Origin of the sequence: Vibrio sp. YMD68, assembly GCF_029958905.1 — a bacterium.
In the GTDB taxonomy this organism is placed as follows: domain Bacteria; phylum Pseudomonadota; class Gammaproteobacteria; order Enterobacterales; family Vibrionaceae; genus Vibrio.
Window position 1 is genome coordinate 1,437,323 of the sequence record NZ_CP124614.1, and the last position, 25,125, is coordinate 1,462,447.

General features: G+C 44.5%; 18 protein-coding genes. 11 read left to right on the top strand and 7 right to left on the bottom strand.

Going from position 1 to position 25,125, the window contains the following annotated elements:
* Window positions 1-208: 208 nt before the first annotated feature.
* From QF117_RS12785 to QF117_RS12800, 4 genes are all read left to right on the top strand, one after another.
* The gene (locus QF117_RS12785) at window positions 209-427 is read left to right on the top strand and encodes a hypothetical protein (RefSeq protein ID WP_282389274.1); all 219 of its coding nucleotides are present in this window, start codon (window positions 209-211) and stop codon (window positions 425-427) included.
* A gap of 192 nt (window positions 428-619) precedes the next feature.
* Entirely contained in the window at window positions 620-1,219 is a 600-nt protein-coding gene (trmY, locus tag QF117_RS12790) for a tRNA (pseudouridine(54)-N(1))-methyltransferase TrmY (protein ID WP_282389275.1), read from the top strand.
* Between the two features lie 188 nt (window positions 1,220-1,407).
* Window positions 1,408-2,397 carry an ABC transporter substrate-binding protein gene (locus QF117_RS12795; RefSeq protein ID WP_282389276.1) on the top strand — a complete coding sequence of 330 codons (990 nt, stop codon included), beginning with the start codon at window positions 1,408-1,410 and terminating at the stop codon, window positions 2,395-2,397.
* A complete protein-coding gene (locus QF117_RS12800) occupies window positions 2,394-3,740 on the top strand; it encodes a diguanylate cyclase (RefSeq protein WP_282389277.1) in 1,347 nt (448 codons plus the stop codon). Before QF117_RS12795 ends, QF117_RS12800 begins: the two co-directional genes overlap by 4 nt.
* A gap of 123 nt (window positions 3,741-3,863) precedes the next feature.
* Here QF117_RS12800 and QF117_RS12805 read toward each other — a convergent pair whose 3' ends face one another.
* The 5 genes from QF117_RS12805 to QF117_RS12825 form a co-directional block, all read right to left on the bottom strand.
* The gene (locus QF117_RS12805; protein ID WP_282389278.1) at window positions 3,864-5,225 is read right to left on the bottom strand and encodes a DEAD/DEAH box helicase; all 1,362 of its coding nucleotides are present in this window, start codon (window positions 5,223-5,225) and stop codon (window positions 3,864-3,866) included.
* A gap of 332 nt (window positions 5,226-5,557) precedes the next feature.
* Window positions 5,558-5,767, bottom strand: a complete 210-nt coding sequence (locus QF117_RS12810) for a cold-shock protein (protein WP_017033441.1) — start codon at window positions 5,765-5,767, stop codon at window positions 5,558-5,560.
* Window positions 5,768-6,051: 284 nt separating this feature from the next.
* A complete protein-coding gene (locus tag QF117_RS12815) occupies window positions 6,052-8,886 on the bottom strand; it encodes an Hsp70 family protein (protein WP_282389279.1) in 2,835 nt (944 codons plus the stop codon).
* 51 nt (window positions 8,887-8,937) lie between these two features.
* Window positions 8,938-10,887, bottom strand: coding sequence for an Hsp70 family protein (locus QF117_RS12820; RefSeq protein WP_282389280.1), 1,950 nt, complete (start codon window positions 10,885-10,887; stop codon window positions 8,938-8,940).
* Complete coding sequence (locus tag QF117_RS12825) at window positions 10,887-11,519, bottom strand: DUF2760 domain-containing protein (RefSeq protein ID WP_282389281.1); 633 nt, start codon at window positions 11,517-11,519, stop codon at window positions 10,887-10,889. The genes QF117_RS12820 and QF117_RS12825 overlap by 1 nt, the downstream gene beginning before the upstream one ends.
* 328 nt (window positions 11,520-11,847) lie before the next feature.
* Here QF117_RS12825 and QF117_RS12830 point away from each other — a divergent pair, with 328 nt between their 5' ends.
* Complete coding sequence (locus QF117_RS12830) at window positions 11,848-12,378, top strand: 3'-5' exonuclease (RefSeq protein ID WP_017033434.1); 531 nt, start codon at window positions 11,848-11,850, stop codon at window positions 12,376-12,378.
* 145 nt (window positions 12,379-12,523) lie between these two features.
* Here the strand turns inward: QF117_RS12830 and QF117_RS12835 are convergent, their stop codons facing one another.
* Both QF117_RS12835 and QF117_RS12840 read right to left on the bottom strand, forming a co-directional pair.
* Window positions 12,524-12,970 carry a TerB family tellurite resistance protein gene (locus QF117_RS12835; RefSeq protein WP_282389282.1) on the bottom strand — a complete coding sequence of 149 codons (447 nt, stop codon included), beginning with the start codon at window positions 12,968-12,970 and terminating at the stop codon, window positions 12,524-12,526.
* Window positions 12,971-13,255: 285 nt separating this feature from the next.
* The gene (locus QF117_RS12840; RefSeq protein ID WP_282389283.1) at window positions 13,256-13,621 is read right to left on the bottom strand and encodes a hypothetical protein; all 366 of its coding nucleotides are present in this window, start codon (window positions 13,619-13,621) and stop codon (window positions 13,256-13,258) included.
* Between the two features lie 123 nt (window positions 13,622-13,744).
* On the opposite strand from QF117_RS12840, the gene QF117_RS12845 reads away from it, so the two are divergent.
* From QF117_RS12845 to QF117_RS12870, 6 genes are all read left to right on the top strand, one after another.
* Complete coding sequence (locus tag QF117_RS12845) at window positions 13,745-15,148, top strand: MipA/OmpV family protein (protein WP_282389284.1); 1,404 nt, start codon at window positions 13,745-13,747, stop codon at window positions 15,146-15,148.
* Between the two features lie 120 nt (window positions 15,149-15,268).
* Window positions 15,269-19,225 (top strand): ATP-dependent RNA helicase HrpA, encoded by a 3,957-nt coding sequence (gene hrpA, locus QF117_RS12850; RefSeq protein WP_282389285.1) that lies wholly within the window; start codon window positions 15,269-15,271, stop codon window positions 19,223-19,225.
* A gap of 142 nt (window positions 19,226-19,367) precedes the next feature.
* Complete coding sequence (locus tag QF117_RS12855; RefSeq protein ID WP_282389286.1) at window positions 19,368-19,853, top strand: outer membrane beta-barrel protein; 486 nt, start codon at window positions 19,368-19,370, stop codon at window positions 19,851-19,853.
* Window positions 19,854-20,150: 297 nt separating this feature from the next.
* Complete coding sequence (locus QF117_RS12860) at window positions 20,151-21,767, top strand: ABC transporter ATP-binding protein (protein ID WP_282389287.1); 1,617 nt, start codon at window positions 20,151-20,153, stop codon at window positions 21,765-21,767.
* Window positions 21,764-23,812 (top strand): ABC transporter transmembrane domain-containing protein, encoded by a 2,049-nt coding sequence (locus tag QF117_RS12865; protein ID WP_282389288.1) that lies wholly within the window; start codon window positions 21,764-21,766, stop codon window positions 23,810-23,812. Before QF117_RS12860 ends, QF117_RS12865 begins: the two co-directional genes overlap by 4 nt.
* Window positions 23,802-25,097, top strand: coding sequence for an HlyD family type I secretion periplasmic adaptor subunit (locus tag QF117_RS12870; RefSeq protein ID WP_282389289.1), 1,296 nt, complete (start codon window positions 23,802-23,804; stop codon window positions 25,095-25,097). Before QF117_RS12865 ends, QF117_RS12870 begins: the two co-directional genes overlap by 11 nt.
* Window positions 25,098-25,125: the final 28 nt, after the last annotated feature.

Sequence of the window (25,125 nt, forward strand, 5' to 3'; positions counted from 1 at the left end):
TTAACCCGCCAATCACAGGGGCGTTAACGCCTCTTACTTTGCGCATTCATTTTTTTTATTTATTCCTATCTTCCTAACAGGCTAAAGCTTCAGATAGCCTGCTGTGAGTGCTTCACATATCGATACTGATTTTATATACAGTATTTTGTTGTAAAATCTCAATCAGCTTCTATACTGTTTATAGGTACAGCGTTAATTGAGGTGAGATATGTTGTGGGAAACCTTAGAGCGAGTGAATCGCTTACGACAAGAAGCTTTAAGCAACCAAGAGTTCATCGATTCAGCAAAAGAGCATGAACATGCTTTACGAGAGCAAGAGTGCACCGATATAAAAAAGCGCTCTAAGAAGCAAGCGCGCAGTAAATCATTATCACAGGTCTATCAGCAAACTGAGTTTAGTTTTAACCCGTCGGGGATTGAGCATTAGTTGCTTTCTATTTAGTTGCTTTCTATTTAGTGCGTAATCTATTTAACGCGCAATCTATGTAAAGCACAATCCGCCAGACACTATTTAGTCGGAGTCTAATAGGTTAGGGCGTGATCTCTATGGTATCCTTTGTGCCCCGTTTACTGGATAGCAACAACGAGGTTGCTATCGCATTGGCCAAAGAGTATCAACATGAGAGCATTTGTTGTTCGAGCGCGAGCCGCTTCAACTGATAAAAACACATTCCTAGCCTCTGTAGGAGAAGAAGCACATACCGAAATTTTGGCTCATGTGTTGATGAATGCTATTTTTACCGCGCAGTCGCATAGGGATGATGTAGAAGTGTTCTTAGTACTAGAAAGTACCAAAGACTATTCGCGCACCGTGCGTTTTCAATCGAGCCTTATTCGCAATATCGGTGGTTTTCATGAACAAGCGTTGATCAATAAAATTGCCCAAGCCCTCGAAATGTCAGTCGGTATGGGTAAGGAACAGTTACGTGAAGTAGAATCAGGCGTTACTGTAGAAACCATCAGTTTTGAGCGTTTAGTACAAAGACTGGCAGAGGCCTATCAGCTCTATTTATTGGATAAAAAAGGCGATTCTGTTCGAGATATCGAGTTAGCCCATGATTCGTGTTTTTTACTGACTGATCATATCCCTATGCCGAAGAAAACAATCAATAGTTTAAAACGTCTTGATACAATGAAAATTAGCTTAGGGCCGAAAATGCTGTTTGCTTCCCAGTGCATTGTCTTGATCCAAAATGAATTGGATATCCAACTCTACTAAACATCTATACCGTTAAAGAGTCATTAATGTATTTATAGGCACTGCCACTTGAATAGGGGCGGTGCTTTTTTGTGATGATCCTAGCCAAATGAGCAGATACCTACTATTTGCTCCAACGAGTACCGCAGTCTCTACTATATTTATTCTATCTAATAATGAGAATTTTCGTTGGCGTAGGTTTTAAATTAATGAAGATAAAAATGGGCCTCGGCTTTTTGTTTATTCTACTGACTGCTTTTGTATTTTTTATCCAAGCCAGCAGTTCTCCTGTGGTGCCCAATTCTAGTCCGATTAAAATTGCCGTTTCCCAAACGCCGTTATCATCTCCTTTCATTATTGCTCAGCATTTAAAGCTATTTGATCAAAAACACATCAATGTGGAGTTTGTTTCTTGTTCAGGTGGTGTCGCTTGCGCAAACGCTTTATTTAATAATGAAGTCGATTTTGCCACTGCTTCCGAATCCGTTGTAATGTTTGAGAGTTTTAAACACGATGATCTTTCTGTGCTGACGAGCTTTGCTGAGTCGAGTAATGATTTGAAGTTGTTGGCATTAGGCAAAGGTAAAATAACGTCTATTGATGAATTAGAAGGGAAGAAAGTGGGCGTTGTAAAAGCGAGCGCCAGTGAATTCTATTTTGATTCATTGCTTATTGCTCACAACCTAATACGCGCTCAGGTTCAACGTGTTTACTTAGCGCCGAATGAACTTAACAATGCACTGATAACAGGGGGTGTAGACGCTATATCTGTTTGGGAACCTTATGGATATGCCGTTATGTTAGAGTCGCCCGATATTATTAACTTGGGTTTAGAAGGCGTGTACAACTTAACATTTAACCTTTTGACTCGGTCCTCGCCAGAAGAACAGCATATGACCAATTCTGTCATTATTTTGGAACAGCTGAACAAAGCCATACAGTGGATGAACGCCCAGCCAGAGCAAGCAAAAAGTATTGTGGCGAAAGCATTGAATATCCCTAGAACACAACTCGATTGGTCTTGGCAAGATTACACATTTCGACTTTCTATTGGCAATGCACTGTTATCAAACTTGCAGCTTCAAGCTCGGTGGGCGATAGAAACCGAGTTAGTAGAAGGGGCGTTACCAAACTATCGACGTGTACTTTCACCTGAGGCTTTGGAGCATGTCATGAATAGAACAGTGAGTTATGAATGATGAATTCTATTCTCCACAAGTTGAGTTTTTTGGCGGTTAGCGCATTCTTACTGGTGGTGCTGGTGACCGCATCATTACTGAATATTAGAGATAAACACCAATTGGGCGATAGCCAACTGAAAACGATTCTTGAAATACAGTTACGTGTTGATATGTTGAGAAGTCAACTGTGGGTTTTTCTGCAACATGGTGATCAAGAAAGTTTAGAGGAAGTGTATATAGCCCAGCAAAACCTGGCTAAAAACTTAAGTCAGAAAATGGATTTCCCGGCATCGATTAATAACTTGAAACGCATGAACCATAGCTTGGCGGTTTTGTTACGCCAAGAGATAAACTTATATTCATTTTCAACGTCATTGAGCAACACGACAAACTCAAGCCCAAGTCCTAATGAGGAAGCTATTCTCCTTTTACACTCTCGATATAATATGATTGTTCAAACGATGGAAGAAGAACTGTTTCATCTTCAAACGAATGTGCTTCGTACACACAGTGCCCACAATGAAAAATCGATAGTAAAAACCGCGCTAATATTGTTGTTCTTCTCAATAATGGTTGCAGTATTAGCGCTGCTCATTTTAAAGCAGTTTAGGATCGGGTCGAATGTGATTAAATCGGGAATATATAAGCTATCAGCCGGCGATTTTTCAAGCCGTATAGCCCAACCCAAATTAGATGAAGAGTTTGCAATCATTGTAGACTTTTTTAATGAGATGAAAGGGTCACTTCAAGAGCACACCGTAACAAAAGACCAGTTAGAGAAAGAAATTAAACTAAAAACCTCAACCTTACGAAAACAGACCGATCAACTGCAGTATTTGTCTGAGCGGGACTCATTGACAGGGGTTCTCAATCGAAGAGCATTTCATGTCAGCTTGGAAAAAGCGATGAGTGAAGCGTCGAAATCAGAAACGAAAATCGCTATTATCTTTATTGATTTAGATAAATTTAAACTGGTTAATGACACCAAAGGCCACCTAGCGGGAGACAAGGTACTTTTAACGTATGCCTCTCGACTGAAGGAAGCGAGTAGACCGACAGATATCATCGGTCGTCTAGGCGGCGATGAATTTGCTGTGTGCTTAACGTCACTGAGCAATACACATCAGGTTGAGTCAACACTGCAAGCGTTACTTACAGAGCTGGATAAGCCGATTGCACTTGATGATGAAGATGTATTTGTAAATAGCAGTATTGGTGTGAGCATTTATCCCACAGAGTCTGAGAGCCTTGATGAACTGTTGGATTTGGCGGATAAAGCGATGTACCAAGCAAAAAAACAGAGTAGTAGCGCGTATCATGGACAGTTTTTGATGAGTGGAAAAGCGAATAAAGCTGAATGATACAGAGACGAATGGTTGATGTTTAGCAGCAAGGAACCGTCATAATAAACGGTGACAACGATCACCGTCTATTATTCGATAGTTTCTTAACGCATTGTTTAATTGCTATCGTCACAAAATCGATTAGCGATTATTAGAACTTTGCTCAGGTTTTTTAAATTGGCGACGACGTTTAGGTTTATTCGTCGCACTTTCGGTGCTGTTACCACCCACATGGCGTTTATTTTTTCCTGCTGGCTTATGACCACGAGCGTTGTCCCCCGAGCGCTGACCATCGGCGTGGTTGTTTTTCGGTTTCTTTGGCTTTTTCGGTTTAATCGGTCGAGTGTCCAATTTCGATTCAGGTAGCGCATTCGTTGGTTTAAATCCTTCTAGCTCATGACGAGTAAGAACTTGCTTAATCAAACGTTCAATACCAAATAAATCAATGGCTTCATCAGCGCACACTAACGAAATGGCTTTTCCTACCTCTCCGGCTCTTCCTGTGCGTCCGATACGGTGAACGTAATCTTCAGAAATATTGGGCAAATCGAAATTCACAACTTGAGGAAGTTGAGGGATATCAATACCGCGAGCAGCAATATCAGTGGCAACGAGAACGCGAATCTCACCGGATTTAAAGTTGGCCAGTGCTTTGGTTCTTGCACCCTGGCTCTTATTACCATGAATAGGAGCAGACGTAATGCCTTGGTCATTGAGGTAATGGGATAGTTTGTTTGCGCCATGTTTTGTGCGACTAAACACCAAGACTTGTTGCCAGCCGCCGTCTTTAATCAATTTAACCAGCATGGGTGCTTTTTGGCGTTTATCCGCTGGGTAAATAGATTGCTCAACCGTTCTTGCCGTAGAATTCGCCGGGCTCACTGAGATTTCTACAGGGTTGTTCACTAAGCCTTTCGCCAGTTCTTTGATTTCATCAGAGAAAGTCGCAGAGAACAGCAAATTTTGACGTTGTTTAGGCAGTAGGTTCAAAATCTTGCGAATATCGCGGATAAAGCCCATATCAAGCATACGGTCTGCTTCATCAAGAACAAGCACTTCAAGTTGGCTGAATTTAATCGCGTTTTGATTAAATAAGTCGAGTAAGCGCCCTGGTGTTGCAACAAGCACATCGCAGCCTTGACGTAATCTCATCAGCTGAGGGTTAATCTTAACTCCGCCAAAAACCACAGAAGAGCTTAGTGGCAGGTGGCTGCTATAACGAACAACGTTTTCATTGATTTGAGCTGCAAGCTCACGCGTTGGTGTCAAAATGAGTGCACGTACATGGTTACTTTTCACTTTCGGGCCGTTAATAAGGCCTTCTAAAATTGGAAGTGTAAATCCTGCTGTTTTACCTGTCCCAGTTTGAGCTGCTGCCATTACATCTTTTCCCTCAAGCACGGCTGGAATAGCTTGAGCTTGGATTGGGGAAGGCGTGTCATAGCCTTGTTCTTTAATTGCTTTTAAAATTGGAGCAGAAAGACCGAGTGAGGTAAAACCCATATATATGATTCTCAATTAACAATGAAATGAATAGTGGCTTGCAAGTCGCATGTGTTCTTATTGTGAATAAGAAATAGAAAGCAAGATTTGCTAGGAATAACTTACTAGGTGCGACAAAAAGTGCGCCATTTTGAGGCTTTTGGTCGTTAACATCAACCGATATTTCACGATCTCGAAAAACAACGGGTAATTCAATGAAAAGGCGTTGAATTCTTAATATACCGACGTCCTGCTCAAGCATCAGAGAGTTGAAATAAATTCATTCAAGAATGACAAACAAAAAAAAGCAGGCCTAGGCCTGCTTTTTCAATATTCTGTCAAAATCGACAAGCTTATAGACAAACAACGTTTGCAGCTTGAGGACCTTTTTGACCTTGTTCAACGTCAAAAGAAACTTTTTGACCTTCAGCAAGAGTCTTGAAACCGTCAGAAACGATTGCACGGAAGTGAACGAATACGTCAGCGCCGCCGTCGTCTTGAGAAATAAAACCGAAACCTTTAGTTTCGTTAAACCATTTTACGTTACCAGTTGCTTTAGACATGATGTCTCCTTAATTTTCAAAATAATTCGCATATAAATGCAGTTGTAGCCAATAGAATCATTTATGTGGTGTTGCGATATATGGAAGGAAAGACTCCATGAACAAGCTGGTAAGCTGATGCTCGAGGATTTTCAAATACATAACACGTCATTCATATAAATAGGTCTGATATCAGGCCGAAACGAATACTAGCACACTCGAAGAGAATGTGGAGTGTTTCTTTGAAATAATTAGCAAATCGAACACTCTCAGAGCAATGGTCACGGCCATTGAGCAATTTTTGTTTAGTTAATGAGTCGCAGCCCATGAGGGAGTGCATCACCAAAGATTTTCTTTGTTTCTGTCTCTGATAATTCGGTCACTTCCTGCACCAAACTTAGCCATGATTCCGGCACTTTACTCTTCTTTAGTTTCGCGATGACATCGGTTCTATAGTCGTCGGAAATATCAAATAAACGGTCCCCAGTTTTTCGACAGATCATCACGCAAGCAAAAGCAATCATGGGTTCTTTTTGCCAGTCTTGTTCAAGTAATGTTGGTAACCACTGCTCGGCTTGTTCACGAGGTATTACCGTATGCTGGCTACCATATAATGGTGTTCTGGAAGCCAATCTTCCTACTGCCCACCAATGAGCCTGTTCAAACTGGCCGTGATTAATGGCCTTGCTCATAAACCAGCTGGTGAGCAGAACCTTATCTTCTACGTCTAAGTGCTCTAGCGACGCAGCGAGCCGTACCATCGATTCATAACCGTGTTCTTGAGCCGTCGTGGCAGTTTTAGGGTTCTTCATCGCACCGGGATGCAAGTATTTCGCAATGTCTGCCAAAATAGTTTCTTGCTGCTCTTGGTTTAATCCTCCGGCTATCCGACGCCAGAATACCCACCAATCGGTCCAACCTTGGTGGTTTTGAAATTGAATACCTTGTTGATAGATAGGCCAGATTTGGTCCATGCGCCAACTGTCGGTTGCATCGCCAAACCCCGGGCGCATTGCAAAACCGGCCAGTCGAAGCCAGTTTTTTTCATGGGGCTCAGAGCGGCGACGACGTTTTCTACCCTGGGCCAAGCTATCAAAAAGGTGGCGTAATGTTGAGAATTCCCACCGATCTCGTTTACCGAGTGACTTCTCAAGTGTTTTTGTCAGCGTTTTGATCTCTTTATTGTCGGCACTTTTTTTATTGCCGCTGTACAATCGAGTGATCAGCGCCTTGGATTCGATAAGCTTTGAGCTCAGTGGTGAGGCGTCGGGGTCATCGACGGCCTGATTGCGCACTTCAAATTCCAAACGCCAGCGCTTGTCGTCGCTCACACCGACACATTCAAGTTGCAAGGTTCCGACTTCGGTAAGTTGACAAGCCAGTTGAACTTCAACACGTTCTTTTTGGTTTTCATGAAGTGTCGTGCTGTGTTCACTTTCAAGGGTTGTAACATAAGGCGGAAGAGGGGAAAACAGGTCGGCATCCACGTCCACGAGCACGCCATTTTGTACTTGTGTATTTTGGGCCACCGTATCGTGGGTCGACGTCAGGAGATTAAATCGGACTGGCTCACCAAGTGTTAATGAGAATTTGCGGCCACTTAAACGAATCTCTTGCCCTTCTTCTGTGCCTTTTGCCAAAAGACACAAAGCCTGGTGCTGTTTGTTCTTTTGCTCTAAATGCAAAAAGTAGGAGCGAGCAGAACCGCCGCCAATTTTAAGCTGTGCGCCTCGCTTTGATTTGGCGAAAGCAACGGCTCCTAATGCAACCGAAAGATCTGGGTGAGGATTATCAAGCAGCGTGATCGGACCCCCACGCCACTGTTCAAGCAGTGTTGTTACACGTGTCGTGATTAATTCGCTGTTAAATACGCCCCCGTTTAGCAGCAATGCGACAGGAATGGCGGGTGCAGAATCAGAAAGCGGCTCTAATCCTGCGTTTACACCGGAACGAGAAAGTGCCGAATGAGAAACCTGCTGATGTTGAGATAAGAACTCAGCTAAATGCTTGCTGATCGCAGGGTCTGAAACATAAGGTAAACCAAACTCTACCACTGCCCCGCGACGTTTGTCGGGGGTTTGATCGAAGTCGCTGAGTGGGAAAAAACCATCCAATGCAATCTTATGGACTTCTTGCCTGGTTAAATTCACACTTCGTGTACCGCCCAGCAGCTTAGATCCACTGCCCAGCATGGTAATTTTTATCTCTTCAGCCGCGTCATTTGACAGCAATACTTCTTTTGCTCGGCGCGTTTGCTGAATGAGTTTCGTCAACCCTGCCGCCGTCAATTTCTTGGTTTGATTGAAACGCTGCTCGGCTAAATGAGCAAGGGCTAAATCGAGGTTGTCACCACCAAGCATTAAGTGATCGCCAACCCCGATACGATTCAAGGCCAAAGAGGATTGTGTCGATTGATCCGCTTCAATTAAGCTAAGGTCGGTCGTGCCTCCACCCACATCACAAACCAGAATCAACGGCAGATTTTCCAACTCTTGCTCTGCGGTTTTATTGTGGCGAGAGTGCCAGTCATAACAAACTGCTTGAGGTTCTTCGAGCAAAAATATCGTGTCTAAACCTGCAAGTTTGGCCGCTTCGATAGTGAGTTTTCGTGCCGCTTCATCAAAGGAAGCAGGAACCGTCACAACTACATCCTGATTTTCAAGCGGATTACTTGGATTACGATGATTCCATGCCAAACGGATATGATTCAAATAACTGGCACTGGCAACTACGGGCGAGATTTTTTCAACATCACTTGCACCCGCCCAAGGTAAGATGTCTGAACGTCGATCTACCGCCTGGTGTGATAGCCAGCTTTTCGCACTGGATACCTGTCTGCCTTCGACTTTCGCCCCCAGTTCTCTAGCCCATTCACCAATGATCAGGTGGTCGATGTCGCCTTTGACTCGTTGATCATCCCAAGGAAGAGTGATGTCAGAGGGAGAGATTTGCCCAGGAGCGGGGTGATAACGAAATGAAGGGAGCAAAGGGCGTCGCGCCACTTCACCCGGGCCAACAAGCTGGTCGATTTCAAATAAGGATACAGGTGCTTGTTCTAATGGGTCGGTATTTTCACAGAAAGCGACAACGGTATTGGTTGTGCCCAAATCAATACCAACAAGAAAACGAGAGGATGCCATATGCCAACCTTTGATTGAAAAACGGCATCCAATAAGAGATGCCGTTTATGATTACTGTGTCAGCGGTTCTGAAGCTGAATCTTCTCGCACATCAAACTCGACATGCCATTTTTGTCCGTTATCTGCAGCTATGGCTTCTAAGTATAAGGTGCCAAGCTCAGTAACGCGTGACACTAAGGTCACAGGAACCACTTCACCTTCACGTCGGCCTTCAGAAATCGGCAGAGTCACTTGAATTTCAGGAAGTTGATCGAGTTCATCGGGTGCCCAATGATCGAGGTGTGTACCTGCCACATCATCACGACGGGTGGTCGAACCAAAGAATTGAAAGTGTACAGGTTGCCCAATCACAAGACCAAACTCTTGACTGGGAACTTGAGCTACGGAGCCTTCTTCCATTCCAAACGGAGCAATACATAATGCTTCAAGTGGAGGTGCCATTCCTGGAATAGCGGGCATCGCGCTTTCAATACCTACGTAATAGCTAGAAGCGATACCGCCTCGGATACGAACCCCTTGACCGTGGCGGACACAACCATAGTAGGCAGCCCCACTGGCTACGGCTAGGTCTAGATCAAGACCCGACAGAGATTTAGCGGGTGGTTGTTCCGCCGTTGTTAGCCATGAGTTTATTGTGTCACGCAGGCGGTTGGACAGCAGTGTCGACTTAAGTACGCCACCGTTGAACAGAATCGCGGTCGGTTTGATAAAGTCGGGTGCTGCGGTTGTGCTCGGCATGCCCGGCAACCCTGCCATATTCGCAAACGGGTCATAGGTTTGTTGAGATGCGTTTATTTCTTCGCTTTGAGTGTGGGCTTCTCTGCCTAGAGCATTCGCTTGTTTGGTTAAGAACGCGGCAATGTGGCGTGTAATACCTGCATCTTGTGCATACGGTAAGCCCATTTGTGTCAGTGCGCCACGCGGCTTTTGAACAGGGTGCTCAGAAATGTCAATGCTTGGAAAAAAACCATCAACCAGCGTTTGTTGCACTTCTTCCTGGGTTAATTCAGTTTTTAACGTTGCGCCAAGAAGTTTAGAGCCTCGACTAGGCACGACGATAGGGACAGATTGTAGTTCGCCATCGTTCAATAAGGCTTCTTTGGCATCACGACACGCGTGTGTCATTGCTTGAATCTGCCAAGGTGCCAGTTCTTTACCTTGCTGCGCTAATTTCATCTTTAAGCGAAAGGCCAGAGCAAGATCCATGTTGTCACCACCGAGCAAGATATGCTCACCGACAGCAATGCGGTTGAGCGATAAATTGCCCTGGTCTTCGGTGACTTCAACTAACGATAAATCGGTCGTACCGCCACCCACATCGACGACAAGAACAATATCGCCGACCGACACCTGCTCACGCCATGCATCACCATTATTGTTGATCCATGAATAAAGTGCGGCCTGCGGCTCTTCAAGCAGAGTCAGTTGATTAAACCCCACATTCCGCGCGGCTTCAGCCGTTAAGTCTCTTGCCGCAGGGTCAAAAGAGGCAGGAACGGTAATGGTGACGTCTTGCTCAGAGAGCGGGGCGTCTGGATGTGAATGATTCCACGCCTGTTTTAAATGCTCAAGATAAAGCTCTGTCGCTCTAAGAGGAGAGACCTTCTCGACATCTTCAGGGCTACCCGCAGGTAGAAAAGCATCGCGTCTGTTTACACCACCGTGGCATAACCAAGATTTGGCACTAGCAATCAATCTAATAGGGGTCTTTGCTCCCAAGTTGCGTGCAATAGCGCCCACAAGTGCGGTTGGCTCTGTTGACCAAGGCAACACCCTTGAGGCTGGGTTCATCTCATGTTCGTGAGGCTGATACAAAAATGAGCCAAGTTGATCTTTGCTTTCAACCGTTCCCGGTGCTGTTAGTTGGTCAATAGACAGCACATGAACGTCAGGCTGTACGCTAGGATCTGATTCTGTGGCATTTTCCGTGTAAGAGAGGACACAGTGAGTCGTACCCAAATCGATACCAACACTGAATCGAGCGATGTGTGTATTGTCCATTACAGCTCAACCTCAGCAGGGGCAATAATAGAAGCGTCGTAGTTCTTGGCCAGTTTAGGCAAGTTCATGCTTGTTGCTTTCCAACCTTTATGCACGAGAGTTCCGGTAAAGGGCGCGGCACCGGTTACGTTGCCTGTCAAACGAACTTGCTGTGCGTTAAAACCTTCTTCAATCGTAATACGAGTCTCTTCCTCTTCACTGCGGATGGCGGTCAATGAAACATAATCGTTCAATACTTTTTGTCCGCCAGTGTGAATGACTCGGGCGGCTGCGCCAACTTCTTCATCAGAAAACGAGGTAAGATCTTCTTTTAGGAAATCAATTAACCGAGCTTCTTGTTGCATAAGAGAAAGGAACTGCATTGCAGAGTCCGTTGAAGCGGTCGCAAGTTTGGATTCAACTTCAACGACCTTTTCGATGATTTTTTCTACTTCGACAACTTTTTCGACCTCAACAATCTTCTCTACGGGCTTTTCTACTTCGACAATTTTTTCAACCGGTTTCTCTACCACTTTTTCAATGACGGTTGATTTGCGTGACACCGCAATAAGTAGCAGTAGAAAACTCGATGCTGCTAAACCCATGTGAAGCATATCGATTGTCTGAGGAACCATATTAATATCAAAGTTCATGATGAATTCTCTTTGGAGGTTATGTTTAAGGTGATGTTGCACCTTTGGCGTTGATGCATTGAGAAAATCGTTCGCATCATGCCGAATATAAGTAGTTTATGGTGGCGGATATTATCACATTCAAGGTTCTTGGCTCGACAAAACGCCGGATTCGTCTAGGAATACGGTTCGATTGGTGGCTTTTTGAGCACGCGAACAAGGACATATAACGTGAAACGGATAGGTTTCAATTCTTCTACGTTAAAATATGCCGACAACTCTACTTTTAAACGCAAATGAGGTAGAATCCTTCGCCTTTAAGAGGTTAGGCGGGCAATAAAGGTTGGCAATGAACTATAACCGAGTCGTGTGTTTCGATTTAGAGATGTGTTGTTGGAATGTAGATGGCGTTGGCACTACAGGTGAAATCATTGAAATTGGCCTCGCAGAAATCGATGTTGCGTCAGGTGAAATCGTCAAACGTGCTCAATACTATGTCAAACCTGAGCGTGATGAAGTGTCACTGTTTTGTGTTGAATTGACGGGTATTACGCCTCGAAAAATTGAAAAGCAAGGCCGTCCATTAAAGGATGTATTACAGTCAGTACTCAAGAATTTTGGTGGCCCTAAAAAGATATTTGCATCTTGGGGGCGTGATGATCAAATTTTGTTTAATGAGTGTCGTGAAAAAGGCATCGACTTACCTTTCAAAGAGTTCATTAACCTCGCCACGTTATATCGAATTCAAAATCGATTAAAAGATAAAAGAATTGGACATCGAGCGGCGCAAGAAGCCAAAGACATTGAATGGGAAGGGCGACAGCATTCCGGTTATGTCGATGCGTATAACCTAGCAAAGCTAGCCCTTACGATGCTTTAGGTTCTATGAAAATCTAATGCCCTACGAATATCTCAGTTCTATGAATGTCTAAGCTTTAGGCTCTATTTAGAGCCAATGATAGGATTCTTACTGCTTGTATCAGCCGCTTATTTTGGTGACTTTGCAAAAAGTCTACATCACTCGGTTATTCGCCGATAACAGACAGTTTAGCGCGAATAAATTCACTGTGATCCACATACAAAAGCTCCGCTGTTTTTCGAATCACGGCTTCCTCAATGGGGTCGATTTCCCCGTCCGCGTGTGCAACTTCCCACATGGCCTTGATGAGTTCGAAACGAGTCGGCCTAGAAAGCTCTCTAAGTTGCGATGTGAACTCATACAGTGATGCCGCGTCTTTCACTTGTTCTTCGGCTTGAGTAAGCAATTGATCGGCTTCTGGTGCGGTTAATTCCAGCAAGCGTTCAAGCAAATGATGTTTTGCCTCTTTCTCTGCTTGGTCAATTTGGTGGTCGGCTCCCGCTACTTCACACAATAAGCATGCAATGGCGAGATTGGGATTATCATTTTTGCTTCCAGCTAAATCTTCACCTTCGATAAGCTGTTTGAATAGGGAGGTGATCGCATTAAACATGGCGGCTCCTTTGTGGTTCGTTATGCTACTCACTTTTTGTTTAGTGAATAGGCCAGTGATTAAGTAATAGGGGTGAGAGAACAAATTCACAAGTCAGGATTGTGTCAAACTATTACACGGTTCGGCATTTTAGGGTGAAATCAAAGGAAAGACCGTTAATAATCCCTGTTGTTAGTGAACGATTTTGGCCTTTATGGTTTATTTTGGCCTTTATGGTTTGTAGATGTAGATGTAGATGTAGATGTAGATGTAGATGTAGATGTAGATGTGGATGAAGGGAAGCGACTAGTGAGTTGGATTCTCAGGAACGTCAGGGTCTTCTAAAATTTCAATGATTTCAGAGCTTGAGGATTCATGACCCATCAAAAAAAGCGCGACCATGGCATCGGCTTTGGTTTTTGTATCCGAGGCATCGTTTATGATTTGTTCAAATCGATGCCTAATCATGGTGACTTCATGCTCAACAAACCCACGCGCTTCTTCATCACCTTGTGATTCTTCCGGCGCATTATCGAATTTTAAAAACAGCAGTTCTTCGTTTAACTGCGTATCTATAAGGCGTTCAGGCAGCCATTCTTCGCCCATCACAATGTCTGGATCTTGGCCTTCAGGCAGGTTGTCGAGAATATTTTTTAAATCAGATGCTTTCACATTTGTGTCATTTAGAAGAACATATATTACCATTGTAACGGTGATTGAACTCGAAACATAAAATTTCCTTCTAAAATTGTCTTTTTTTGGTGATATTGAGCAAGGAACACGAGAAATAAAACGATGATAAAACAAAAAAGGCTCATTCAAGCGACATTCTGTTCTTTTGCAGCCTGCTCTTTTGCGCTGAGTGCTTCGACGCAACTGGAAAGCGACTTAAACTCAGTGACAACCGAACATTCAGTGGCCACTGAAGATGCGAAAAAGCCAACCACAAAGACGGTGGTTTCTGAGCAAGAGTGGGGCATCGCCGCCATGACAAGGCTTGCCTCTATTCCCTATCACAACGATATTGGTGACCGCTCTGTCGGTACTTTTATCCCTATGCTGTTTTTTAAAAATGATTATGTATTCATTGAGGGCACAGAATTTGGTGCGTATCTCTATAAGCCAGACGATGAGCGTTTTGAGCTCAATATACTGGCTCGCATGCGCTTTGTTGATATTCCTGCGAGTACTCAAAATCGTTATGAAGGGGATACCGGGGATATCGGTTTTCAGCTCGGGTACCGATTAGACGACACATGGACGACTGATTTTGAATTTATGTCCGACAGCCATTTTAATTGGCACAGTAACGTGACCATAAAAGGGGAGTTTGAATCTGGCGATTGGGAGCTTAAACCTAGGGTGACATTACGCTATAAAAGTAAGGACTTTAATAGCACTTACTATGGATTCTCTAATTATCCCGAAGGACAAATTGTTGATGCAGGCATAGATGCCACTATAGGTATTGAAGCTCGTTATCATGTCATTTCTAATCTCTACTTACTTGGCTCAACCGCGGTCACTCGACTTGATAGCAATGCTTATGCCAGTGATGCGGTTAAAGATCTTTACCAAGGGGAGCTCTACCTTGGTTTTGGCTTCTTTAACGATAAAACCAAAGCGCCTAAAACAGAGCTGAACAACAAGCGTTATGTTCGGGTCGCACATGGTTGGGGAACGCCATCAAATATTGGCGACATCATGAAATTCAATGTCGAGAAGGATGAATTTAATAATCAATTAAGTTCGGTGTTTTATGGTCATCCGCTCACTGACGAATTGTTTGGTATTCCGCTTGATATCTATTTAACGCCAGGCCTGGTGCATCATTGGTCGTCAGATGTTCAATCATCAAGTACGGAATATGTTGCTGCGATCAAAGCGTATTACACAATGAATTGGCCGACAAAGTGGCGTGTTGGTGTGGCTGAAGGTTTGTCTTATATTGATAATGTCACCTATCTCGAAGGCAAAGAGATGGTTGAAAAAGACAAAGTTCCGAGTAATTTATTGAATTACTTGGACTTCTCTTTTGATGTGAATGTGGGTGATCTGTTTAATCAAACCGACTTGAATAATATGTGGGTTGGCTATTCGCTTCATCATCGATCCGCGATTTTTGAAAAATCCTCTCAGTATGGTCGAATTAAAGGTGGCAGCAACTACAACACGGTTTATGTTCAGTTCGATTTCTAAATCGTAAAATAAGAGAAACGCCCGTTGGCTTCATTGCTAGTGGGCGTTTTTTTGTTTTTTCGAATCAGGAAAATGCTACAATTCGTGCAGTTTTATCTGCTCAGTTAAATAGGAATCGCTTTGACCTCGTCTCAGCCTAAAAAAGAATCGCATCCCCAGCCTGCCAATGCTGATCGGTCGGCCAATAACGCTCAATCATTACGTAAAGCACTGAAAGACTGCATGCTGCGCGATAGATTTCGCCTTAGCAAACGTATTAGTGGCGCAAGCAAAATAAAAAAAGAAGCCGCCCGTAATAGCGTATTTGATGAAATCGCCTTAGACATCGCCCAATCGATGATGACGGCACAGCAGCGCTTCGATTATAAAACCACCATTGAATACCCAGATATTTTACCCGTAAGCCAACGACGTGATGACATTGCCAAAGCGATAGAAAATCATCAGGTGGTCATCGTTGCTGGTGAAACAGGCTCAGGAAAAACCACGCAGATACCGAAAATATGTGCAGAGCTGGGCCGCGGGAAGTATGGGCTAATCGGTCATACTCAGCCTCGACGCCTTGCTGCACGTTCAGTTGCGAACCGTATTGCTGATGAGATGAAAACGCCACTGGGTGAGTTTGTCGGCTATAAAGTTCGATTCAACGATCAGATTTCAGACAATACCCAAATCAAATTGATGACAGACGGTATTTTATTGGCTGAAATTAGCCACGATCGGTTTTTGAACCAATACGACACCATCATTATTGATGAAGCGCACGAACGCAGCCTGAACATTGACTTTATTCTTGGTTATTTGAAAGAGCTGTTACCACGTCGCCCTGACCTTAAAATTATTATCACCTCGGCAACCATCGATCCTGAACGTTTTTCAAAGCACTTTAATGACGCCCCAATCATTGAAGTATCAGGTCGAACGTACCCAGTAGATACACGTTACCGCCCATTAAGTGGGGAAGACGATACCGACAGAGATCAGCTAGAGGGCATTTTTGAAGCGGTCGATGAGCTTTGCTGTGAAGGCCTTGGTGATATTCTTATCTTTATGAATGGTGAGCGAGAAATACGGGACACCGCTGATGCACTCGGGAAACGCAACCTGCGTGATACTGAAATCGTGCCGTTGTACGCAAGGTTGTCATCAAGCGAGCAAAACAAGATATTCCAGCCACACAATGGCCGACGCATTGTCCTGGCGACCAACGTAGCGGAAACTTCGCTTACGGTTCCGGGTATCGAGTACGTAATTGACCCGGGTACCGCTCGAATCAGCCGTTACAGCTACCGAACCAAAGTGCAACGATTGCCGATTGAGCCTATTTCTCAAGCCAGCGCCAACCAGCGTAAAGGTCGTTGTGGTCGTGTTAGCGAAGGCATCTGTATTCGTCTCTATTCAGAAGAAGATTTTGAATCGCGCCCTGAGTTCACCGATCCGGAAATTCTGCGTACCAACTTAGCGTCGGTTATCTTACAAATGACGTCACTGGGTCTTGGAGATATTCAAGCCTTCCCATTTGTTGAAGCGCCAGATAAGCGCAACATTCAAGATGGTGTTCGTCTTTTAGAAGAATTGGGCGCTATTGCCAGTGACAACAAACCAGGTAAAGACACTGGTAGCGACAAAAAGCGCTTAACACCAATGGGTCGAAAACTGGCTCGTTTGCCGATTGATCCTCGTCTGGCTCGAATGGTGCTCGAAGCGAGTCGCAACGGTTGCTTGAAAGAGTTGATGATCATTACCTCGGCACTTTCCATACAAGACCCTAGAGAAAGACCGTCAGAGAAAAAACAAGCGTCCGATGAAAAGCACAAGCGCTTCTTCCATGAAGAGTCAGATTTTCTCACGTTTGTGAATTTATGGAATTACATAAAAGAGCAACAAAAAGAGCTGAATGGCAACCAATTCCGTAAGCAATGTAAGAAAGACTTTTTGAATTATCTCAGAGTACGTGAGTGGCAAGATGTGTACTTTCAGATTCATCAGTCAATGCGAGAAATGGATTTCAAACTTAATGAGGAAGAAGCATCTTACGAAAAAGTGCATAGCTCTATTTTGGCCGGTTTGCTCTCTCATATTGGTTTCAAAGATCCAGAGAAAAATGAATATCAAGGGGCGAGAAACGCGCGATTCAGCATCTTCCCTGCGTCGGGTCTATTTAAAAAGCAGCCGAAATGGATCATGTCCGCCGAGCTTGTTGAAACCTCTAAACTTTGGGGGCGCATCATCGCTAAAATCCAACCTGAGTGGATTGAGCCGTTAGCTGGGCACTTAATTAAGCGTAGCTACAGCGAACCGCATTGGTCGAAAAAACGTGCAGCCGTCATGGCCGATGAAAAAGTGATGCTTTATGGCATTGCGATTGTGCCGAAACGAATGGTCAACTACAGCCAGATTGACGCCACGGTCAGCCGAGAAATCTTCATTCGCAGCGCTCTGGTTGAGGGTGAGTGGGAAAATAAACATCCATTTTTTAAGCAAAACCGAAAGCTTTTAGAGGAAGTTGAAGAGTTAGAGCACAAATCTCGCCGTCGTGACATTTTGGTCGATGACGATGAGCTGTTTGATTTTTATGACCAACGAGTCGGGACGGAAGTCGTCTCTGGTCGTCACTTTGATACCTGGTGGAAAAAAGCAGCGAAAGAGAACAAAGAACTTCTAAACTTTGAAAAAGAAATGCTGTTCAGAGGTGATGCGAGCCATGTTACTGATTTGGATTACCCGAACTTCTGGCACCAAGGCGGTATCAAACTCAAGTTGAGTTATCAGTTCGAGCCGGGAGAGGATAGTGACGGTGTCACGGTCCATGTGCCGCTGCCTATTTTGAATCAGATTGAGCCAGCAGGTTTTGATTGGCAAATTCCAGGGCTTCGTCATGAGCTGATCGTCAGCATGATCAAAGCGTTACCCAAAACGTTGCGTAAGAATTTTGTTCCCGCTCCCAACTACGCCGATGCGTTTTTAGGGCGTGTCACCGCGATGGAAATGCCTTTGCTTGATGCGCTTGAAAAAGAGTTACGTCGAATGACCGGGGTAGAGGTATTACGTGATGATTGGAATCTAAACCAGATTCCTGAACATTTGAAAGTCACGTTCAGAGCGGTGGATCACCGAAACCGTAAACTCAAAGAGAACAAAGATCTTTACGCGCTGAAAGAAAGCTTGAAAGAGAAGGTTCAAGAAACACTGTCTAAAGTCGCAGACGACGACATTGAACAGCAAGGTTTGCACACGTGGAGCTTTGGCGAACTGCCAAAAGTGTATCAACAGAAACGCGGCGGTTTTGAGGTTAAAGCCTACCCAGCCTTGGTGGACACTAAAGACAGCGTTGAAATTAAGCTGTTTGAAACCGAACAAGAGCAGATCTCTGCAATGCGCGCTGGTCAACGTAGGCTCTTGCTTCTCAACGTACCGTCACCGATAAAATATTTGCATTCAAACTTGCCGAATAAATCCAAGTTGGGCCTTTACTTTAACCCTTACGGCAAAGTATTGGATTTGATCGATGACTGTATTGCGTGTGGCATTGATAAGTTGATCGAAGAAAAAGGTGGCTTGGTCTGGGAGCCGGCTCAATTTGAAACGTTGAAAGAACATATTCGAGCAGAGCTGGGCGACACGGTTGTTGACATAGCAAAGCAAGTTGAAACGATTTTAACCACTGCTTTTAATATCAATAAAAAGCTTAAGGGCAAAGTAGATTTCACGATGGCGTTTGCGCTCTCTGACATCAAAGCTCAAGTAGAAAGCTTGATCTTTAAAGGATTTGCGACAGAGTGCGGTTGGAAGCGACTTCCAGATATTTTGCGCTACATGAAAGCCATTGAAAAGAGAATGGAAAAACTGCCTATCGATCCCAATAAAGATCGCTTGCACATGCTGAAAGTGGAATCAGCCACAAAAGATTACAAAGAGTTACTCAATAAAATACCAAAAGGCGTGGCGATCCCTGATAACGTCAAAGAAGTACGCTGGATGCTTGAAGAGCTTAGGGTTAGCTTCTTTGCTCAGCAGCTGGGAACGCCGTATCCGGTATCGGATAAGCGGGTTAAGAACGCCATTGATGCCTGTTAATTGGCGGCATAGACCTTGCATACTGTAAACATAACTCTATAATTTGGCAAAATTACGGCAATGGCCTGCCATTAAAGTGCCATTGTTCATAACAACACGTATTAGTTAGCGTAATGGTTAGCTATAACAAAAAAGGTTTATTATGAAAAAGACTCTTTTAGCGCTTGCTCTTATTGGTGCATCTTCGACAGCGATGGCTGACTCTTGGGTATATGGTGGAGCTTCTGCTGGTCAATCTAGCCTAGGAAGCGAAGACGCAACGTCTTACAACATCCATGCGGGTACAGGAATTTTACCATTCATTGGCCTAGAAGCCGGTTATACAGACCACGGTAAATTTGAGTTTGCTGCTGGTGACGTAAAAGCCTCTTCTGTTTACTTTGCGATTAAACCGAGCATTAACTTTGGCCCACTTCAAGTCTACGCCAAAGGTGGCGTACACTCTTGGGACTTAACGGGTAATGGTTCAGATTTTAGCAACGATGATAGCTACGACATGATGTATGGTGTTGGCGCAGATTACGCCGTATTTGGTCCTATCTCACTGGGTGCAAACTACATGACGTATGTGATGGACAAAGAAGATGTGAATACGTTTTCTCTAACGGCGTCTTTTAACTTCTTATAAAACGTCGCTTAACCAGTTAAGTCAACGCCAGCCTTCGATGCTGGCGTTTTTGTTTTCTGAACCCATATCTTTTACTGCCGATAGGCGTCAAATTCTCAGTAGTGGTCGCCTTATCATTATCATTGACTCATTTTGGATCTTGTTCGTTAGCCGCTTTTGCCTCACCTTTGGTTCACATTGTTATATTGATGCTGACTTCATTTTTGTGCGATAAATCTAATTTAAATCAGCTTGTTACCTTGCTTAAAGGGACAGCGTGTACCAACCTTATTCCATAAGCGTGAATAAGGACGGTGTATGCGAGACAACTCTGTAAAAAAGGGGGCTGTAGTAGGTAAAGTTCTACTGCCTTCGCTCCTGATTAACCTATTATCATTGGCGGTTCCATTAACGGTTCTTCAAATCTACGACCGAATTTTACCCAATCAAAGCTATGGCACCGCAACGCTTCTGTTAGCGGGTGCGCTGCTCGCTGTAGTGATGGAATCTCTCATTCGTTTTGTGCGAAGTTGGATACTGTCGGCGGCCGCCAGTAACACCGAAAAAGCAACGTATCAGGATATCATCGACAAGATCACCACCGCTCCGTCAAGCCAAATTCGCCATGTGGGTATCGGTGGCATTGAGGAAGGGCTTGGTGCGGTGTCTAAAGTCAAAGATTGGTATTCAGGTGGCATTATCTCGGGTTTTATCGATCTTCCATTTGCGCTCATTTTTTTAGCGCTAGTCGGATATATAGGAGGCGAACTCGTTGCCATTCCGATCGTGGTTTGGTGTTTGACGCTTTGCGTGGTTTGGCTTTCGTCTAAAAAAGTGAAAGTGCTCAGTGAACACGCGTCACAACACGAAAAACAAAGGAAAGCCTTTCTTATTCTACTAGGGCAGACGATACAAGGAATCAAGCGTCAAGCTGTTGAATCGAGAATTTTCAGCCAATTTAAATCTATCAATCACGCTCGATCTCAATCTAAAGCGAAAGAGGAAGAACAAAACGCGTTTGCACAAGAATGCATTCAACTTGCGGCTTTAGCGACTTCTGTTTTGTTGGTGATCAGCGGAAGCTTGTGGGTATTGGATGGCGACTTAACCACTGGCGGATTGGCGGCATGCTCAATATTAGCAGGTCGGGCTGTCGCCCCTTTGAGCGCATTAGTCGGTGTCAGAATTAAAATGAATGGTATTCACAGCGCCACACAAGCGATTGAAAAACTGGATACTTTGTCGGTCTCTCATGCTGAAGAGCAAGAGGGAATTCCATTCACAAATTTGGAGTTAAGAGAGGTGACTGTTGAGCGGTATGGCTTGAGCCATCAATTGGCACTGAAAGCGGAGGTCGGTCAAATGGTCCTCATCGATAGCGATGTTCGCCGCCTAGACAGTTTTACGCTGTCTTCACTTGCGGGTGTAGACCAACCCGTTGGAGGGAGTGTTCTTGCTGATGGGGAGCCAATGAGTGTATCGGCGTTGAGCTCAATGTCGGCATTTTGCGGAGCCAAAGCGCAATTAGTGTCGGGAACAATACTAGACAATCTTTGTGGATTCAATTCAGCCCAAACGGATAAAGCGACACACTATGCCCAAAGGTTAGGATTAACCAAAGAAATTACTCGTCTGCCCGACGGGTTGGAGACCAAGATAGGCCATACTAGTGCTTCCCCTCTTAGCATGGGTAACGTCAAGCTGCTCAATATCGCTGCACAACTGGCCAGTTCTAAGCCTATTCTAATGCTCGATCGACCAGACGCGTCTCTGGATCTTGATGGTTTGGAACGGCTAGTGAGCGTACTCAAACAAGAATTAGCCGATGGGAGAACCATTTTTATGGTGACCTATCATTCTACGTTACGCTCACTGGCCCATCAGAGTGCGAAGGTTAACGATATTGCCATAAAGGGAAAGGGGGAGGCTGCATGACAAACTTAGAGGTACTGATCTTATCCATCCTTAAAGAGATGGAAGTCAATGCTAATGTACAATTGTTCGCGGATCAGTGGGTCGATGAAAATGGCATTGAGACTTTAGACGATGTGTTCGCTTTATTTGACCGACTGTCTCTGCCTTACAAACTTATTCCTAATCTTAATAATGTGGGTGAGCATCAACTCATTTTGGCTGTTGACGGTCGTAAGGAAGTCACCATCGGACGGATGGTCTCTGGGCAATGGGAGTCGCTACAAGGAGAGAAAGGGCTCACATCAAACCTTCAGTTTTGTATTGTGATAGAAGGGATGCCACTAGAGAAGCCCGCGAGTGATTGGGTAGGGGAACGCTTGCACGCTTTCCGACCTATTATTCCAAAACTGTTATTGATTAGTTTTGTGACTAACCTATTTGCCCTCGCGGTCCCTTTTATCACTATGTCTATTTATGACCATGTGATCGGAGGCGATGCTGGGCATGAGCTACAAGGTATCGCGATCGGGGCGGCATTGTTATTTATTATGATGGGTTGGCTACGAACGCTGCGAAGTCGCGTATTTGCCACGGTATCAAATCGAGTGAGCAGAGAAATCTCACAAGCGTTGGTTCATAAGTTGCTTTTAAACAGTTATACACAAAACCAGCAAGTCGCGACTTCTAGTCAGCAAAACCAAGTACTCTTATCAGAGCGAGTTTCAGGCGTGTTGTCTGGCCCTTTGGGGAACGCTCTGTTTGATCTTCCTTTTATTCTCTTATTTGTTGTGGCAATTGGTGTGTTGGGTGGTTGGCTTGTATTAGTGCCAATACTGTCTTTAACGCTCTATTACGTTTTAGCGAAACGTTCAATTTACTCAAGCAGTAAACGCTCAATGCAATCGACCGTTGCTGGGACAAACCGACAAAATATGACCAACGAACTGTCGTCTAAGCTGACATTTATACGCAGTTCGGGAATCGCTCAGCATTGGATGCAACGCTTTGATAAGGCAAATTTACTTGCCTCTAAAGTCAATTTTTCTCAATCGGTTTTACAAAGCCGCTATACCTCCGCTTATTACATGATAGGGGTAGGCTCTACGCTTGCAATCATGGGGCTTGGGATTGGCTTGATTTTCGAACAAGTCATGACGCCAGGGGGCTTGATCGCCTCGATGATGTTGATTTCTAAAGTAACGGGCCCTGCTCAAATGCTCGCGAACAGTGCATTACGTTTTAATGGTTTCAATCAATCCAAGCAACAGGTGAATAGAATACTTTCTCAGCCTTCTGAGCGAGAATTCCGCTATCAGCACCATCCTTTACCAAAACATGCGCCAACATTGAAAGTCGATCAGGTTACCTTGCGTTATCCTAAACAAAGCCGTCCCGCATTAAATGGGGTGAGTTTTGACATTCAGGCGGGGGAAGTTGTTGCTATTACTGGCCCGTCAGGCAGTGGTAAATCCTCTTTGCTCGAAGTGATGTCTGGGTTGCAGTCAGTTCAAAATGGGATGGTAGACATTGAAGGCGTTAATCTCGCGCAATACGATTCTCAGCTTTATCGTCATTGGTGTTTTATTCGTACGGCTTACCCCGATCTGCTCACATTGAGCATACGAGAATGGCTTAATGATGGGCACGACATACCCGAAGAAAAAATGCGTCAATCAATTGAAACGGTGGGCGGAGGAGACTGGTTACGCTCTTTAGCTGACGATCTAGATACCCCGATTAGCAGTGTTATGCCAGACAGCCTTTTTGATATCTTGTCGGGAAGTGTGGCTCAGATACTGATAGATGCCAAGGCTCTCGTTTATGACTACAAATTGTATTTTCTCGATAATCCGGTTCCCGATTACCACCCAAATTCAAAAAAAATATTGGGTGAATTTCTTCAATCAAAAAGCGGCAACGCCACGCTGGTGTTTACCTCTCATGACCCTGATCTTATAAAGCTGGCCGATAAAGTGGTGGTGCTTAATGAAGGAGTGGTGGTTTATGCAGGGCCTCTTGCCCAAGAGAGTAACGAAATAGAACAGGAGACAGTGAATGAGCGATAAATTATACGGTGAATTGGTTGAATCACAGAACACGGCTCGATCACTTTCCATTGCGACATGGTCTGTTGCGTTGTGCGTTATCGCGTTTGTCACTTGGTCTTTGGTCACTCAAGTGGATGAAATTGCTAAAGCAAAAGGCGCAGTGATTCCTGAAGGAGAGAAGCAGGTACTACAAAGCCACATCGGCGGGAAACTGAAGCGTATTCTTGTGAAAGAAGGCCAACTGGTGGAGGTTGGTCAGCCGTTGGTGGAGTTTGATGCAACGTTTCAGCAAACGGCGCTAGAAGAGTTGCAGTCACAACAAGTCACACTTCAAATGAGTGTTGAGCGAATGAATGCGTTGCTTGAACAAAGAGATCCGAACTTTGCTGAGTTTGAAGTGGATTTCCCCGATATTGTTAGTCAACAAAAAGCCCAGCTGAATGCCCAGAAAGCGTTGTATTTGCAAAAACGAATCGTACTGGAAAAAGAGAGCGAGCAAATATCAGAGCAGCTACGAAGTGTTGAAAAGACGTTGCCCAGCTATGAAAAAGAGCTCAGCGCCACAAAGCAAGAATTAGTGATACTTGAGAAAGGCTTCAAAGCGGGGAATATATCTCGTTTACGAGTGCTCGAAATGCGTCAGAAACTGGCCACCATTGAACAAAAGATTGAAGAAGCACGAGGTAAAAAATCCGTGTTGATTCGTCAAGGTGAGAGTAATGAGCAAAAAATAGAGCAGTTACTCGCCGAGGCGAAAGTGGAAGTGAGCGATCAGCGTTCCAAAGCGGTTTCAGACTTGTCCGCTTTGAACGCAAGAGTGCGATCCAGTCAAGCTAAGTTAGTCAATACGGTCATGGAATCTCCGGTACAAGGCTTGGTTCAAAGTATTCCTAGCACCAGGAATGGTGGCGTGATTCAACCGGGAGGGACTGTCGTTGAAATCGTTCCTGTTGGTGGAAAAGCGGCCTTCAAAGCGCGTTTATCTCCACGAGACATCGGCTTTGTGAGTGTTGGGCAGCCAACCCGCATCAAGGTAGACGCCTTTGACTACAGCCGATTTGGTGCACTAAAAGGATTAGTTGAAAGTATCTCGCCTACGACGAGTCAAAGTGAGAGAGGAGAAATTTTCTACGAGGTGATCGTGTCGGTAGACAAGCCGTACTTTAGGGATAACCCTGAACAGTTTGTTATTTTACCGGGTATGACCGGTGAGGTTGACATTACAACGGGTGAGAAGTCGGTGTTCCAATACTTATGGAAACCGATTTATACCAACGTGAGTGTGGCCTTTGGAGAGCGATAAAGTCCCCCCCATTCTGGCTAGAGTAAAA